General features: G+C 46.2%; 6 protein-coding genes and 1 pseudogene. All 7 read left to right on the top strand.

Annotated features, from left to right (window positions below; all coding sequences use genetic code 11):
• Positions 1–3 precede the first annotated feature (3 nt).
• The 7 genes and pseudogenes from metF to HXT35_RS01425 all read left to right on the top strand — a co-directional run bounded on the left by metF (position 4) and on the right by HXT35_RS01425 (position 16,896).
• A pseudogene (gene metF, locus HXT35_RS01455) lies at positions 4–856 on the top strand (methylenetetrahydrofolate reductase [NAD(P)H]).
• A gap of 499 nt (positions 857–1,355) precedes the next feature.
• A complete protein-coding gene (locus HXT35_RS01450; protein WP_421788213.1) occupies positions 1,356–8,621 on the top strand; it encodes a peptidase in 7,266 nt (2,421 codons plus the stop codon).
• A gap of 111 nt (positions 8,622–8,732) precedes the next feature.
• Entirely contained in the window at positions 8,733–11,933 is a 3,201-nt protein-coding gene (locus HXT35_RS01445; protein ID WP_004127135.1) for a bifunctional [glutamine synthetase] adenylyltransferase/[glutamine synthetase]-adenylyl-L-tyrosine phosphorylase, read from the top strand.
• 129 nt (positions 11,934–12,062) lie between these two features.
• Entirely contained in the window at positions 12,063–13,331 is a 1,269-nt protein-coding gene (gene pyrB, locus HXT35_RS01440) for an aspartate carbamoyltransferase (protein WP_004127138.1), read from the top strand.
• A gap of 64 nt (positions 13,332–13,395) precedes the next feature.
• The gene (locus tag HXT35_RS01435) at positions 13,396–14,808 is read left to right on the top strand and encodes a dihydroorotase (protein ID WP_004127141.1); all 1,413 of its coding nucleotides are present in this window, start codon (positions 13,396–13,398) and stop codon (positions 14,806–14,808) included.
• Between the two features lie 52 nt (positions 14,809–14,860).
• Complete coding sequence (pyrF, locus tag HXT35_RS01430; RefSeq protein WP_004127144.1) at positions 14,861–15,904, top strand: orotidine-5'-phosphate decarboxylase; 1,044 nt, start codon at positions 14,861–14,863, stop codon at positions 15,902–15,904.
• 95 nt (positions 15,905–15,999) lie between these two features.
• Entirely contained in the window at positions 16,000–16,896 is an 897-nt protein-coding gene (locus tag HXT35_RS01425; RefSeq protein ID WP_004127147.1) for a dihydroorotate dehydrogenase electron transfer subunit, read from the top strand.
• Positions 16,897–16,900: the final 4 nt, after the last annotated feature.

The raw sequence follows: 16,900 nt of genomic DNA, 5'->3' as shown, positions 1-16,900 counted from the left end.
GTTGTGACTTATAAACCAAAGTTTTCGCTGGAAGTTTTTCCACCTAAGCGCACATCTCCTATTGGTACGATTTACGATACTTTGGATGGTTTGAAGGGGCTTGACCCGGATTTTATTTCGGTTACTTACGGTACTGGAAAGCTGCAGGATCGTACTGCTACCGCGCGTATTGCGCATACGATTCGCTCCGAATATGGCATTGATGCTGTTGCTCATTTAACAGCTCGCTACCTTAATTATGATGCTGTTGATGAAGCTTTGGAAATGTTTAGCAATGCTGGCGTTTCCGGCGTTTTGGCTTTGCGTGGCGACGTGATTGCAGGCCAGGAAGCGGCCGGCGTTTTTGAGCACGCTAGTGACTTGGTTTCCTACATTCGTTCAAAGCACCCGGATTTGCCTATTCTTGGCGCTTGCTACCCGGAGAAGCATCCGGAAGCGGAAAGTTTGCAGGCGGATATTGAGAATCTTAAGCGCAAAGTTGATGCGGGTGTAACTCACTTAATTTCGCAACTTTTTTACGATAACGAGGATTTTTTGCGCTTCCGTGATTTAGCTCGTGCGGCTGGCATTAACGTGCCGATTGAGGCTGGTGATGCCTGTGGCGAATGCTTCGCAAGTGCAGCGCATGACGAGCTTGTGTGCGTCTCGTATTACTTCACAAGTTTCCGCAATGATGGATCGTTGGGGGAGTAACGCTGAGTGCTTGCGCGATGCTGGTAGCATTTTTGCTTCTCAGCAGATTAACGATTTAATTGCCGAGGGTGTGGATGGTATTCACTTGTATACAATGAATCATCCTGGGATTGCTCGAAGGATTTGGTCGAATGTGAAGCCGCTGTTTACGAAAATTGGGTAGGAGCGTTAAGAATCGCTAACCTTCCGGAGGTAACTTTTTGATCATTATCTCGTGAGCGTGCATGTTAAGTGCGCTTACGAGATAAGTTTTATGTGTGTGAGCGCGTGCGACTGCGTATAAATGTATATCTATGTATAAATGCATAAAATAATCGCGTTCTATATTAAACATGTGTTTAGAATCGCCATTAAAACTGTAATCTAGCTTACACTTATTATATTAATTTTGATCACAAAAACCTGACGAAAACGTTGGAATAAAGCCCCGCGGGGGGGGTCTAGTAGGCTATACATCATAACAAATATGTTGCAAAAGCCTTGTATATTCAGTATTATTGAATATAAATATCAATAAAAGAGATAGCGATTCAGAGAGCTGTGCAGAAGTTTCATATGTGTTTGACCGTAGTTCAATCAGCGTTTGATTGCTGCAGCAAGCTCTTCACTAATAAATTCATAAAGACTTGTTAAGAGAGAATCTGGTATTAAGGAGATAGATCATGGCCAGCTCAAATTCTAGGAAACACGCACGCAAGGTAACTTTGGATGCTGCAGTAAATAACGCAATTGAAAAGGCTGTTGACGCTCGTAAGGTGGCTGCGTTTACGGTTGGAGCCGCAGGCGTATTAGCCGGTGCGGCGTTCGCTTTTGGAGCAACTCCGGCAATGGCTGCGGAAGCTGGTGCTGCGGCTGAGCCTGCTAAAGCTCCTATGGCTGCTGGCGAGAAGGCTGGGGCTAATAAGAAGGATGATTCTGAGGTTAAGGTTGAGGCTGAAGAGAAGGCTTCTGTAGACGAAAAGGGTAAGGATGCAGAAACTGGTAAGTCTGATAAGAAGGATCAGACTGAAGCTAATAAAGAGGCTGGGGATACCAATAAGCAGGCTGAGAAGAAATCCGAGAATACTGTAAATACTGATGGTACTGAAAATAACTCGACTGTTGTAAAGAGTCGTGGTAAGCGCTCGGTAGATAATCCACCGTCTGACGATGCTGCGGCTGTTCAGGATCGCGCTTCTGATGGTTCAGCAAGTCAAGATCCTAATAAAATTAATCCAAACACAACGGATTCCACTAATACCAAGATTGAAATTAACGAGAATAACGCTGACACTGTACCAAATGCGTATGCTTGGGGAAGCTCAGACAATACGTACAGCGTAGATGGTGAAAAGCATACTGTTACTTTCCATTTCGCAAAGCCAAAAGATGGCAAGATTACCAGTATCGCTATTTTCCCTGCTAAGACGAATGGTTTCAATAATGCAAAAAGTGAGAGAGGTATTGATTTTTACTCGAAAGATTTAAACAAACACCAACCTTATTCTGGTGAATATAAGTTTACAGAGAATTCTGACGGTTCTGCAACTCTTGAAATGAGCACCCTTTTTAGAAAAGGTGATATCGGTGGCGCTGAGAAGTATACAGCCAGTCGCTCTATTTTCGTGTATGTAACTAATAAAGATGGTAAAGAAACTGTTGCTTATAAAACAAACGTATTCCGTGCTGTAACGCTTGTTCCGCCAAAGACTTCCGGCTCTGTGGTTCTTAAGTATAATCAGCCTCTTACGGCAGAAAAGGTTCAAGCAGCAATTACTGAAGCTGGCAATATTAATACTGCGCGTAGCGATAAAAAGTCGGTGAATGATCAGCTTTCTGGTAAATTTACAGAAAATATTAACTTAAAAGCTGATGATGCTTACGACAAGACTACGTTTGATGCTATTAATAAGGAAACCTCAGCTCAAGGCGCAAAAGATAAGACTTACGTAGTTGGAGCGAAGACTCTTAACACCTATATGGTTACGGATTTGGGCTTTAAGTCTGAGGCGCTTCCGCTTACGGTTGCGCGCTACGATACGCGCATTGATAAGCCGATTGTTGAGGACACTGACCCGTCCAAGGTGTCCGACGAGGTAAAAGCCGATATTAAACGCAAGCTTGCGCGCCTTAATAACGTAAGCCTAGATCAGGTGACTATTAACGACCAGGGTGAATTCACTATCAACTTTGCTGGCGTGGATCCAAACGACGCGCCAAAGATTGCTTTGCGCGACCTCGTTTTGAAAAAGCTTGAAGAAAAGGATATTTCTGTTCCTACAGCCGACAAATCAGTCATTGTCGCTAATCCTCTTGGATATTCAAGCGCCGAACTTGACCGAATTAAAACAGCTATTTTTGACGCTAACAAAGACAACAAAGAGCTTGGCCTTACCAGCAAAGATCAAATTACACTTTCCTACATTACGGGTGACCTTACTGGCGCAGGCGATGCTAATAAAGGCCGTTCAAACGGCTTACAAGAAAATAATATTAATGTAACCATTAAGACTGATAAAGCACTTGCGAAGTTTACATCAGACATAACCAAAGATAAACTCACGCGTCTCCCAGATATTCGTACTGATTATAACGTTGAGCTGGTAAAGAAAAAGCTCGATGGTCGCGATAGCGATGAGGGTTTCTCGTGGAGTGACGATAAACACACTACACTCATCTATCGTTATGACCCAACCAAAGCTCAAAAGTTCACCGCTCCTGAGATTGTGAAACTTATCAAAGCCACACCTAAGGATCAGAAAACAGGTTTGCGTCCGCTTACGGGTGGTGAAGAGCTCGATCACGAAGGTTCGCACGGCAAGCCGACCAAATCTCATATGCATTATTCAATTGATAAAAATGGTGAACCTACTACCGAGCTGACCCTTGGTATGATGAATGGCGCATATTGGATAGGCGATCCACAAGTTGCTAACTCAGATGCGAATATGGGTGATGAAGAGTCGCAGGTGGGTAAGTATACATGGGACGACGAGGCTGGTTCTGTAACTGTTGCTGCTAAGCAGAACAAAGTTTTTAAGACACGTCTTTTTGTTGCACCATATGCTTTGACATATTATCGCGGTGTATACACAGATCCGTATAAAAAGAATCCAAACAACACGCCTAAGGCAATTAACGTTATCTTTGTGCCGCAGACGAATCATAAGACAAAGGATCTTTCTAAGTCGATTGGCGAGCACAAGACTATTAAGGTTGATAATACTGATGTTCCAACCGAGTCTACGTACTACAACGCATCTGATGCTAAGAAGAATGCGTATGATAAGGCGCTTGATGCTGCCACTAAGCTGTATGCACAAGTAAAGGATACGGACGAGTCGAAGCTTACCGAAGAGCAAAAGGCGCAAATCGATAACGCGACGATTAACCTTAATAAGGCACGCGCCGAGCTTGATGGTGATGCTACCAAGAAAGAAGAGCTTAAGAAGTCCATCGACGAGAACGGCACAGCTGCTCAAGGCTCTAGCGCTGCAACTGGTACGCAAGCAACGAACCAGTTCAAGAACGTAAGCGATCCCGACTTCAAAGATGCTGATGGCAAGCCTGATACCAAGAAGAATGAGGATGCTAAGAAAGCTAAAGAAGCCTACGACAAGGCTCTCGAAGACGCTAAGACGTTAAATGACGACGAAAACGCCACGCAAAAGGCTGTTGACGACGCCAAGGCGAAACTCGACGCTGCACGCGCAAAGCTTAACGACTTCACCACCAACAAGGATGAGTTGAATAATGCCATCGCTCAGCATGGTCATGTGAACACGGGTGATGCTACGCAAGCTGATCCTAACGAAAAGCTCAAGACTGCCGACCCAACCTACCAGAACTCGAGCGAGACAGAACGTACAGCTTACGATAACGCTGTGACTGAAGCAAATAAGGTTGCGGCCGATCCAAAAGCTTCGCAGAAGGAAGTAAACAAGGCTATTGAGGATCTTAAAAAGGCTAAAGCGGATCTCGACAAGAACGCAACCGACAAGTCTCCTCTTGACGCTGCCGTGCAGAAGAGCTTCGATAATCCTGATCCAACCAAACCTGACAAGCAAAGCGTGTTCTACAAGAATGCAAAGGCGAAGACTAACGATCCTGATGCCCAGCAAGTCGTTAAGAATTACGACGACGCGCTAAAGAAAGCTAAAGAAGTTCTCGCCAATGACAAAGCTACAAAGGCAGATGTAGAAAAGGCCAAAAAAGATCTTGAAGACGCTGAAGCAGCACTTCATGCTGATAAGTACTCTACGGATAAAACCGATCTTGGTAAAGCGCTTGCTGACAACTTCAGTGGTTATTTGATGCCAGCGTACTTCAATGCCTTTGATAAAGCGCAAGCTGAGGGCAAAGATTCTCAAGCTGCAAAGGACTTCAAAGCCTATAACGACGCTTATCACGCTGCCAAAGACTTGATGGATGAATTAAATAAGCCGGGGAGCACCGTAGATCAGAACAAGGTTGATGCAGTTAAGAAACAACTTCTTGACGCCCGTAAGGCAATCGATAAGTACGCCACCGACACCAGCAAGATTTCGGCGGCGTTGCTTCAGAGTTTGGCTATTCATAATAGCCCAGCGTATAAAAACGCGTCCGCTGGTGCTGAAGGATCGGATGCTAAGAAGGCTAAAGACGCATATGACAAGGCACTTGAACAGCTGCAAAAAGCCTTCAATGATGAAATGCCCCAAGATACGGTTGATGGAAAGCCTGATAGTGATCCAATCTCAACAAATAATATTCCTGCAAAGGATGGAGATACTAGTAGCCCTGACTATCTTAAGAGCATCCAGTCCCACGCTAAGGGTCAGCCTTTGAATAGGGATGTGACAAAGCTCCTTGAAAAGCTTAACAAAGCTGTTGAAGGTCTGGATAAGTTTAAGACTAAGACCGACGAGCTGATTGAGTCGATTAACGAGGACGCAACCACGCATCCAAGCCCTGCGTTTAAGAACGCCTCGCAGCAAAATTACCAGAAGGATGATGGTTCGGGACCGGATAAAACCAAGAACGATGCTGCGCGTAAGGCTGCCGGTGATTATGGTAAAGCTCTTAATGAAGCTAAGGATTTGTTGAAAGATCCAACGGCTACGCAGGAAAAGGTAGATGCTGCTAAGAAGAAGCTTGATGAAGCACGCAAGGCTCTTGATGCCTACAAGACTAATGTTGACAAGCTCAAGGAAAGCGCCGAAAAGCACGGTAAAGAGAAGCAGGGTGACACGCCTGCTACCGAAGGTACTGTTACATCCGACGCATACCGCAATGCGTCTGATCCTCACTTCATGAAGGCAGATCCAAATGACGCAACTAAGTTAGTTGAAGATACCGAGAAGAACAAGCAGGCGGCAGAAGCTAAGAAGGCATATGACAAGGCATTGGCCGAAGCTCAAGAGCTTTTGAAGAAGCATGACAGTGCAGATACGCCACAAGACGCAAAGCCAACGCAAGCAGAAGTCAACGCTGCACTTAAGGCTCTCGATGAAGCACGTACCAAGCTTGATGATTACAAGACGAATGCCGAAGCTCTTAAGGATGAGGCAGCGAAGTCTACTGCTGACGGTTCAACCGCAGCTGGTACTGAATTCGAGAATACGTCGGAGTTCAAGAACGCCGACGCAGATACGAGCGAAGACGCCAAGGGGGATGTTAAAGCCTACAAGGATGCTCTCAAGAAAGCTCGTGAGCTTGTAAAGGCTGCTACGGAGGCAGGCAAGAAGAACAGCGAGCGTCCAACGCAGCAGCAGATTAACGATGCGCTTGACGCTCTTAAAGCAGCCAAGAAGCAAATTACCGACAACTACAAGACCGATGCAGCTGCGCTTAAGGATGCTAAAGACTTTGCAAATGACGCCTTTAAGAAGACGCCTGAGTATAAGAATGCTGTGGCTCTTAAGGATGATCAGAATGCAGATGCAGAAAAGAAGAGCGCGGCTAAGACTGCCGTTGAAGCTTTGGATGAGAGCACTAACGACAGCGCTTTGAAGAAGGCCATCGAGATTCTTCAGGCATTCGACGATAACGGCAAGCCAAAGCAGGAGGGACCAGCGGGAGGCAGAATCCCAACTCAGAAGGAAGTTGATGAAGCGCTTCAGACTTTGCAAAAGGCTATGGACAAAGTCACAAATGGCTACAAGACTAACGCAGACAAGCTTAAGAACGAGGTTGGCGATAAGGATCAAGACGGCAAGCCTGTAACTCCTCCGTTTGAAGCGTCTGTGCCATACAAGAACGCGCTCGCGAAGGCCGATGCAGAGGAAGATAAGACTTCGGATACTTCCGCAACCAAGAAGCTAGAAGCCTACAACGAAAAGCTGAAAGCTGCTCAAGACTTGATTGCTCAGGTAAATAGTACCGACCCTAACGCCGATCCAGATAAAAAGCCAACTCAGAAGCAGGTTGATGAGGCTCTTGCAGCTTTGAAGAAAGCTAAGAAGGACATCGATGATGCCTTTGCAACTAATGCTAGCGATTTGAAGGATGAGGCTGCGAAGTCTACTGCTGATGGTGCAACTTCCGTTGGTGACAATGACTTCGAAAATACTCCAGAGTTCAAGAATGCTGATGCTAAAAAAGCTGATGATGGCAAGTCGGATAATGCTGATGTCGATGCTTATAAGAAAGCGTTGAAGAAAGCTAGGACTTTGCTTAAAAAGTTCGATGATAACGGTAAACCAAAGTCTGATGCAACCGACATCCCAACTCAGCAAGAAGTTGACGAGGCTCTTAATAATCTGAAGGAAATTAAGGATAAGATTACTAAGAACTACATCACCAGCCCGAAGGACCTGTATGACGAAGTTGATAAGTCTAAGGACGGCGACGATACTGACACCAACACAGACGTATTCGAGAACACTCCTGCGTTCAAGAACGCGACTGCTAAGGGTGATGACGCATCTAAGCAAGCTCTTAAGGACTACAACGATAAGCTCAAGGCTGCCAAGGATATGCTTGAGAAGTTCGACCGCACTACTGGCAAGCCAAAGGATGGTGCAACTGGCGTCCCAACTCAGCAGCAGCTCGACGCTGCTCTAAAGGCTCTCCAAGACGCCAAGAAGAAGATTGAAGACAAATACAGCACGGTCAAGTATGATTTGCGCCAAGAGGCTGGTGATGACTTCACTAAGTCTCCTGAGTATCAGAATGCTCAAGCTAAGGGTGATGATGCGTCTAAGCAGGCTCTTGACGAGTACAAGAACGCGCTTGACGAAGCTAATTCTGTGCTTGCAGATCCTAACGCAACTCAGGCTGAGGTTGATGCGGCTTTGAAGCGTCTTCAGGATGCTAAGGCTAAGCTTAAGGCTGGAAATAGCACGGATAAGTCTAAGCTTCAGTCCGAGGCTGACGGCGATGCTGACTTCCGTAAGTCGCCGTACTTCATTATTGGCAATAAGGCTGATATTGAAGCGTATGAGAATGCTTTGGCTGAGGCTCGTCGCGTGCTTGCAGATCCTAATGCTACGCAGGCCGAGGTTGATGCGGCTTTGAAGAAGCTTAAAGATGCTAAGAAGCGTATTCTTGACTTCTTGAGTCACTTCGGCGGCTCTGGCAATGGTACTGGAGATTGGAATGGCTACGGTTTTGTAAACGGCCATGAGTCTTATGGTGCTTTGGTAGATAAGACTGCTTTGCAAATCGAAGTTAACAATGCTGTGGAAACTAATGCTAATACTGCTCAGGCTGTGGCTTACAGGCAGGCTTTGGCTGAGGCTAAGAGCGTGCTTAACGATCCTAATGCTACCCAGGCTCAGGTTGATGCGGCTTTGAGGAAGCTTCAGGCGGCTAAGGCTGCGTTGCTTAATAGTTTGAGTGGCGCATCTGGCCATAAGATTGCTAAGACTGGTGCTGCAACTGGCTTGTTTGCAGGATTTGCTGCAATCTTCGCAGGTCTTGGTGCTGCAGGCGTGGCTTCTCGCCGTCGCAAGCATTCTAACGAGTAAGCTCTAGCGTAACTAGCGTAACTAGCTAGCGTAACTAACTAATCCCTCGCGATTTATCTTTCGATAATCCGCGAGGGATTTTTGTACGCCACCACAGTGTAGAGTTGCGGTATGGAAAGTGCGAATAGAACAGATAGTGCAACTGCTGAAACCAACTTAAACGAAAGCAGCGCAAACTCTTCCGCACTCACTTCCAGAAGTCTTATTAGAGCTGGCTTTGCTCGCCCGGATTTTGCGCGCGAAACTATCGTAAATATTTGCGAAAATTGCATGAATCATGCTGTTAGTCTGCAGCAATTTCTTGAATGCGTAAGTCGCTGCGCAGATCCGGATGCTTCTTTAGTTGCGCTTCAAAATATTATGCAGGCGCAGCCGCAAACTATTGCTGATATTGCTTCAATGTCTACAATATCGTCTATGAATTGTCCGCTTGCTTCGCTTATGCAGGTGCTTGGTGCTTCTAGCGCTATGGGAATGTTTATGCGCACGCATCCGGATCTTATTAAAGCGGCTTCATATGATCCTAATCATCTGTTTTCAATGACTTTAGATGAGCGTTGCGCTGATCTGCTTTGCGCAATTCAGGCTTACAAGGCTACTGTGGTTTCTTCGGCAAATGATGCTTCTAACACAATTTACTTGACTTCTCTTGGCTTTGCTCAAGCTGTTTCTGCTCTTCGTGCGCGCTATCGTGAGCATGTTGCTGCAATTATGGCGGCTGATTTAGCGAGCGCTGACCCTGTTGAAGTGCAGCCGGATATTAGCCGTAAGCTTTCCGACTCGGCGGATGCTGTTTTGGAGGCTGCTTTAGCGATTGCTCGCGGACAGGTTACTGGTTCCTCCGCGTGTAGGTTTGCGATTATTGCTATGGGTAAGCTTGGTGCGCAAGAAATTAATTACGTTTCCGATATTGATTTGATTTATGTTGTTGAGCCTGCAGATTCCGGAAACAAGCAGAATCAGGATGCTGCTTTGCGCGTTGGCGCGTCTATTGCGATGGTTTTACAAAAAGTGTGTCAGTCAACAGTTGTTGGCTCTTTGGAGCCGCCTCTTTGGCAGATTGATACTGCGCTTCGACCGGAAGGTAAGGATGGTCCTCTTGTTCGAAGTCTTGAATCTCACCGTGAATATTACGAAAAGTGGGCGAGTAGCTGGGAGTTTCAAGCGCTTTTGAAGTCGCGTCCTGCTGCGGGTGATGCGGATCTTGGAAAAGCTTACCGTGCTATGGTTGAGCCTCTTATTTGGAAGGCTTCTCACCGCGAGCATTTTGTGGCAGACTGTCAGCATATGCGTCAGCGTGTGGAGTCGCTTATTCCATCTTCGCAGCGCGATTTAGACATGAAGCTTGGACGCGGTGGTTTGCGAGACGTTGAGTTTACTGTGCAAATGCTGCAACTTGTGCACGGAAGTGAGGATGAGTCGCTTCGAGTAAGGGATACTATTTCTGCTTTGCAGGCGTTGGCTCAAGGCGGATACGTTTCTAGGTCTCAGGCAGCGCTTTTGGCGGAACACTACCGTTTTGAGCGTGTTCTTGAGCATCGTCAACAAATGTGGAACATGCATCGCACGCATTTATTCCCTGATTTGGGTGCGCAAGGAAACGGCGGTTTGGATCGTGCGCGCACAATTTCTACCGAGCAGCTTAATAATAATGATCAGATTCGTCGTCTTGCGCGTGCTGTGCGGCTGCGGCCGGAAGAGTTGGTTGAGCGTTTTGATAAAGCTCGCCGCGAAATCCGCAATTTGCATAAGGATATTTACTATCGTCCTATGCTTCCGATTAATGCTCAAACGGATGCAGATCCTATTGTGCTTTCGCCGGAAGCTGCTCGTGCGCGCTTTGCTTCTATTGGTTTTGCGGATGCTGCAGCTGCACAATTGCATGTTGAAGCGCTTACAGAAGGGCTTTCTAGGGCTGCTAAAATTCATAGAATTCTTCTTCCAGCGGTGTTGAAGTGGCTTGGTGACGGCCAGAATCCGGATATGGGTTTGCTTGCGTGGCGGCGTCTTGCGGAGCGTTTTGGCGGTAAGAATACGTATCTTGGTTTTTTGCGTGATTCTCCTTCCGCGGCTCAGCGTCTTTGCCACGTTTTGGCAGATTCGCGCTATCTTGGTGACGCCATGATGCAGTCTATGCAGTCTATTACTTGGCTTGGCGACGATGAGGTGCTATCTGCGCGAGATAGAGCAAGTCTCGACATGCAAACTAGCGCAATGGTTGCTCGTTATGCTAGTAATATTGCGGATTTTGCGCAGTCTTTGCGCGCTCTTCGCCGTCAGGAAATTGAGCGCGTTGCTTTAGCTTGGATGTGTGGTCTTATTGATGACGATACTTCTATGCGCGCTATGAGCGATGTTTTTGACGCTGTTTTAGACGCGGCTTTGTGCTGGTCTATGCGCGAGGCTGCTTTGCGCATGAATTTTACCGCTCCTCAAGCAGAAATTGCGATTATTGCTCTTGGCCGCTACGGCGGTAGGGAAGTAAACTTCTGTTCGGATGCAGACATAATGGTAGTTTACAAGCCGGTTGGTGAAGATTGCGATTTAGAAGCAGCTCACCGTTTTGCGCAAACAACTGTAGATATTTTGCGAAATATTTTGCAAGGTTCTCTTACTCTTGAGCCGAAAATCATGGTTGATTTGGATTTGCGTCCGGAAGGAAAAGACGGTCCGCTTGTTCGTTCGCTGGAGTCTTGTGAAAAGTATTATCGTCAATGGGCTAGTACTTGGGAGCATCAAGCTTTGCTTCGAGCACGTTTTGCTGCAGGTTCAAAAGAGTTGGCTGATGCGCTACTTGATGGCGTTGTGAACGATTTGCGTTACGCCAAAAATCCTCTTAGTGAATCTCAGCTTGCTGAAATTCGTAAGCTTAAAGCGCGTATGGAAGCTGAGCGTTTGCCTAGGGGAGTTAGTAGGGACAGGCATTTGAAGCTTGGCCGCGGCGGTTTAAGCGACGTTGAGTGGACTGTTCAGCTTTTGCAATTGCAATACGCTGGCACTTACGAGTCTTTGCGCGTGGTCGGCACAATGCAAGCTTTGAAAGCTTTACAATCTGAGCATTTGATTGAGAATGAGGATGCTCAAATTTTGGAGCGCTGCTGGCATATGTGTTCTGCAGTGCGCAACGCGAACTTCCTGTGGTCTGGGTCAATGTCTCGCGCGGATGTGATTCCAACAGACTCGTATTCTTTGGGCGGAATCGCCACTTACCTTGGCTACGAGCCGAATCAGGGCCGCGTTTTTGAAAACGATCTTTTAGCAACCATGCGTCAGTGCCGAGAAATCATGTCTCGTCTTTTCTACGCTCGCTAATTTTTGCTGTAGTTAATGCTAGTATGTCGCCACTCCGGATGTGGGATTCGTCAACGCTAATCAGTAAAATTGTGTAGGTCGCGTGTGATTGCGGCCGTCTTGCCAACTGACGAAAGGTAAGCGATATTTATGACGAACGCAATGAACGCCTCTAGTTCTTCTAATTCATCTAGTTCTTCTAATTCTTTGCATCAGACTTTTTCTTGCAGCACGATTGCAAATTCTCTTGCCGGTAAAAGTGTTGTTACATTAGATGATATTTCAACTGCGCAAATACGAATGCTTTTAGACAAAGCGCGATACATTGATTCGCACCGTAAAGAAGTGGCTCACACTTGCGATGGCAGAGTGTTGGCCACTCTTTTTTATGAGCCGAGCACGCGCACTCGTTTAAGCTTCGAAACCGCAATGCTGCGTTTAGGCGGAAAAGTAATCGGTTTTGCAGGCGCGCAACTTTCCAGCGCAAGTAAAGGTGAAACTGTAAACGATACTTTGAAAGTCGTTTCTAACTACGTTGACGTAGTCGCTATGCGTCACCCAAAGGAGGGTGCTGCTTTTGTTGCAACGCAAGCTGTGAGCACGCCTATTATTAACGCGGGCGACGGCGGACACATGCATCCTACGCAAACTCTTGCAGACTTGGCAACTATTCTTGCTCGTTTTGGTCGACTCAATAATCTCACTGTCGGCTTGTGCGGCGACTTAACATATGGTCGTACAGTTCACTCGCTTATTGAAACTTTATGCCGCTTTGGAAACGTTCATTTTGTGCTAATTAGTCCTGATGAGCTTAAAACTCCGCAATATGTTATTGATCGCATAAACGCAACCGAATCGTGCTCTTACGAAGAAACTCGCGACTTGATGGAAGTAATTGGCAACTTGGACGTGCTTTACATGACTCGCGTGCAAGAAGAGCGTTTTACGGATCGCGAGCAATACTTGCGACTTCGCGACACGTATATTTTGACGGAAGAAAAATTGCAGAAAGCTAAGTCGCATATGCCTGTGCTGCATCCGCTTCCTCGAATTAACGAGATTGCTGTTGATGTTGATAACGACCCGCGCGCAGCATACTTTGAGCAGGTTAAAAACGGTATGCTTATGCGCATGGCTTTGGAAAGTTCCGTTCTTGGCGACGAGCTTTGCGGCTACGAGCCAACCGATTTTGTGAACGTTACAGAAGACGAGCTGCAATCGGTTGACGCGCACGGAATTTCCTTGGCAGATCCTCGCGTGCACACAACCGACGAGAATGCGCCTGAAACTCTTACTTGCCCGAATCCTCGCTGCATAACAAACAGTGAGCTAACTCTTAAACGCAAGTTCTACAAGGCTGATTCCGTAAGGCATGAGTATCGCTGCATGTATTGTGACGAAGAAGCAGAAAATAAGTAAAATTTACGAAAACTTACGCAAAATTTACGAAAACTTACGAAAACTTAGGCAAAACGGGAGTGATATGAACGAAGCTGGCACATTAACTTTGCGCAATATCTCCGTGTGGGATACTGGCGAGCGAATTGATCTTATTGTTGATGGCGTTCGTCAGGATGCGCTTATAGAAGGCAATGCGCGCATTTCTGGTGATATTGATGCAAGCGACTTGGTTGTTGCTCCTGGTTTTGCTGATCCGCACGTGCATTTTAGGGATCCTGGTCAAACTGAAAAAGAAACCATGATGACCGGCGCAGATTCTGCGGCGGCAGGCGGCTATACGCAAGTTTTGATTATGCCGAATACTGTTCCTGCTCTTGACTGCGAGCCTTGGGAAGATGCTCCTTTTGATGTAGAAAACGTAGTTGACTATTTGCAGCGTTACGGCTGCATTTACGGCGTAAAATTACCGGTTCGCTACGATTTAAGCGTGTGCGCATCTTTGGGTCGTAAAGGCTTAAAACCAAGCAATATTGAGCTTTGGGAAAAGTATGTTGCAGGAATTAGCGACGCCGAAAAAACTTCTCCTATGAAAAAGCATCCTATTACCGCCATAAGCGACGACGGTGCTGCAGTTCCTGAACCGATTTTGCGAGATGTTTTAGCTATGGCGAAGAAAACTGGTTTGCCTTTTGTTGAGCATTGTGAGCATCATGATACGGGAGCAGTAAACGATGGGCCGGTTGCAAAAATGCTTGGCGTTGGCGGAATCCCAGCTTCAACAGAGCTTGCAATAGTTCAGCGAGATATTGACGCTTCCCGCGAAACTGGGGTGCACGTGCATTTTCAGCATGTGAGCACGGCGGCAGCTTTTGAAGCGATTCGTAAAGCGAAAAAAGAGGGATTGCCAATTACTTGCGAAACAGCTCCGCACTACCTGGCTTTGTGCGACGAGGATGTGCTGAAGTACGGTTCAATGGCAAAAATGAATCCGCCGCTTCGTTCTAAAGCAGATCGTCAAGCAACTCTCGCTGCTATTGCAGACGGCACAATCGACATGATTGCAACAGATCATGCGCCTCACACGGCGGAAGAAAAATCGGGCGATTTTGCAGAAACTCCTAACGGAATTATTGGGCTTGAATGCGCGTACGGCGTGTGCCGCAAAGTTTTGGTTGATGCAGGATACACGGATGACAAGCATTTAATCGAATTAATGGCAGTAAATCCAATGCAATTAATGAGCAGAAGACCTACGGATATTGCGGCTTTGCTTAACGTTTCTTCACGCTGCGCAAACAAGCGAACTTTGCGCTTAAATATTACTGAGCATCCTGAAAACGTTGATTTAGTGCTGATTAATATGCGAGAAAAGTGGGTGGTTGACGCAAATTCCTTCCATTCTAAAGCTCGAAACACTCCTTTTGACGGCTGGAAGCTTACAGGCAGGCCGGTTGCGACGATTATTGGTTCGGAAATTGCGTTCTCAAGACTGTGATTGAAGTTTTTTCAATAATGTGATTGAAATAAATAATTTAGGTTGGTAGTAAATGGATGAATTAATTGATGCGATTGCAGCAAAGCAAAATCCTAGCGTTGTGGGATTGGACCCTAAACCTGGTATTGTTCCTGCGGAAGTTATTAGCGCTCTTGCAGACGAAGTTTTGCAAGAAGTAGAAGGCGAAGAAGCGCTGCCAACGCTTTTAGCTACGGCTTATTTTGAGTTTAATCGTGCGATTATTGACGCGGTTGCGGATTTTGTGCCTGCTGTAAAGCCACAAATAGCAATGTATGAAGCGCTAGGTTCTGCCGGAATGGACACGTACGCAATGACTTGCGAATACGCAAAATCGCGTGGACTAATCGTAATAGGAGACGCAAAGCGCGGAGATATTGGCTCTACAGCTGGTCAATATGCGGCTCATTTAAGCGGTTTTGCTAACCTTTCTGCATATTTTGAAGACGAAAATGCTACTGGTAACGTACTGCCTCAATCTATTAAAAATCTTCTAAAAAGCTCTAAAAATCTGGACGTTTGGCATGAAGATTCGCTTACAGTAAACCCTTATATGGGTTCGGATGGTGTGAAGCCTTTTATTGATGAAGCAGTTTCGCATAATAAAAGCATTTTTGTGCTGCTTCGCACTTCGAATCCTTCTAGCAAGGAGCTTCAGGAGCTTATTTTGCAAGACGGAAAGCCAGTGTATGAGCATATGGCGGATTTGATTGAAAACTGGGGTACTTCAAGCATTGGTAAGCACGGTTATTCCAAGGTTGGTGCTGTTGTGGGCGCTACGCATCCGGAAGAAGGAAAGCGTTTGCGCGAGATTATGCCGCACACTTTCTTCCTAGTTCCAGGCTACGGCGCTCAAGGTGGCACGGCTCAAGATGTTGCTGGAATGTTTGATGCAAACGGTGATGGTGCTATTGTAAACTCTTCTCGCGGTATTATTGGCGCGTGGAAAAAGTCTGAAGATTACGCTAAAAATCAAGGAAATATGTCTCTTGATAATATTCTTGATATTGTGTGCGAATCTGCAGCTGTTGCTGCTAGAAATATGCGCGACGACTTGCGGACTGCGGTGTATCGCTAGAATGTATAACTAAAATAAATATAACTAAAAATATAATTAAAACTTAAAAATAAAACGCAACGGTACAAAACACATACAAGGGTAGGGGAAACCACATGAGTGATGGCATGTTTATTCCAACGCGAAAAGCCTATGGAAACGCCATAGTTACGTTACGTGAAGACGCTTTTGACTCTTCCGGTTCAACTTGTGAGGATGAAAGTAAAAGCGCAAAATATTCGCGTCTTTGGGGGCGCAGGTCTGTAGAAGTGCTTAATAACGAGCAGCTTGACGAAGGCGTGTATCGTTTGACTTTGCGGGATGCGGAGATTGCGAAGAAAGCTACTCCTGCGCAGTTTGTGAACTTGTATTCCCCTGACCCAACTGCTATGCTTCCGCGTCCTTTTGGAGTTGCAAGCGTTGATGGAGATACTTTTACGCTTATTTTTGCGGTTGTTGGCAAGGGTACGGAAGTTTTTTCGCATCTTCGCTCTGGAGATAAAGTTGACGCATTAGGTCCTTTGGGATTGGGCTTTAATATTGATTCTCCTGCGCATTACGTGCTAGTTAGTGGCGGATTGGGTGTGCCGCCTTTAATGTTCGCAGCTCAGGCTTTGGGTGCGCGCAAGGATTCTAGCGTAACGGCAGTTCTTGGCTACCGTAGTAAGCGTTTTGCAGACGACTTAATGAAGGAATATATTTCAGACGTGCACAGTATTACGAATGCTGAAGGAACTGTTATTACGCTTCTTGACGAACTTGAAAAAGTTAAGCATTTTGATTTCGACGACGATTTGCCAACGGTTATTTTGTCTTGCGGACCATTGCCAATGATGAAAGCTGTGGCTCACTGGGCGCATGAGCGCGGCGTTAAATGCCAGCTGAGTCTTGAGGCGCGTATGGGATGCGGTTATGGAACTTGCGTTGCTTGCGTGGTTGACACTTTGGAAGGCAGGCTGAAAGTTTGCAACGACGGTCCTGTTTTTGATGCGAATCGTTTGGGTTGGGAGTAAAATC

This window comes from Gardnerella sp. DNF01141 (genome assembly GCF_049244255.1).
GTDB classification, from domain to species: domain Bacteria; phylum Actinomycetota; class Actinomycetes; order Actinomycetales; family Bifidobacteriaceae; genus Bifidobacterium; species Bifidobacterium vaginale_E.
Note: the sequence above shows the minus strand (reverse complement) of the source record. Positions and strands in the feature narration are given on the sequence as shown.

What these genes read in the sequence shown, in the direction of transcription:
- HXT35_RS01450 (WP_421788213.1), top strand. Translation starts at nt 1,356, where the DNA reads ATGGCCAGCTCAAATTCTAGGAAACACGCACGCAAGGTAACTTTGGAT.
- HXT35_RS01445 (WP_004127135.1), top strand. Translation starts at nt 8,733, where the DNA reads ATGGAAAGTGCGAATAGAACAGATAGTGCAACTGCTGAAACCAACTTA.
- pyrB (WP_004127138.1), top strand. Translation starts at nt 12,063, where the DNA reads ATGACGAACGCAATGAACGCCTCTAGTTCTTCTAATTCATCTAGTTCT.
- HXT35_RS01435 (WP_004127141.1), top strand. Translation starts at nt 13,396, where the DNA reads ATGAACGAAGCTGGCACATTAACTTTGCGCAATATCTCCGTGTGGGAT.
- pyrF (WP_004127144.1), top strand. Translation starts at nt 14,861, where the DNA reads ATGGATGAATTAATTGATGCGATTGCAGCAAAGCAAAATCCTAGCGTT.
- HXT35_RS01425 (WP_004127147.1), top strand. Translation starts at nt 16,000, where the DNA reads ATGAGTGATGGCATGTTTATTCCAACGCGAAAAGCCTATGGAAACGCC.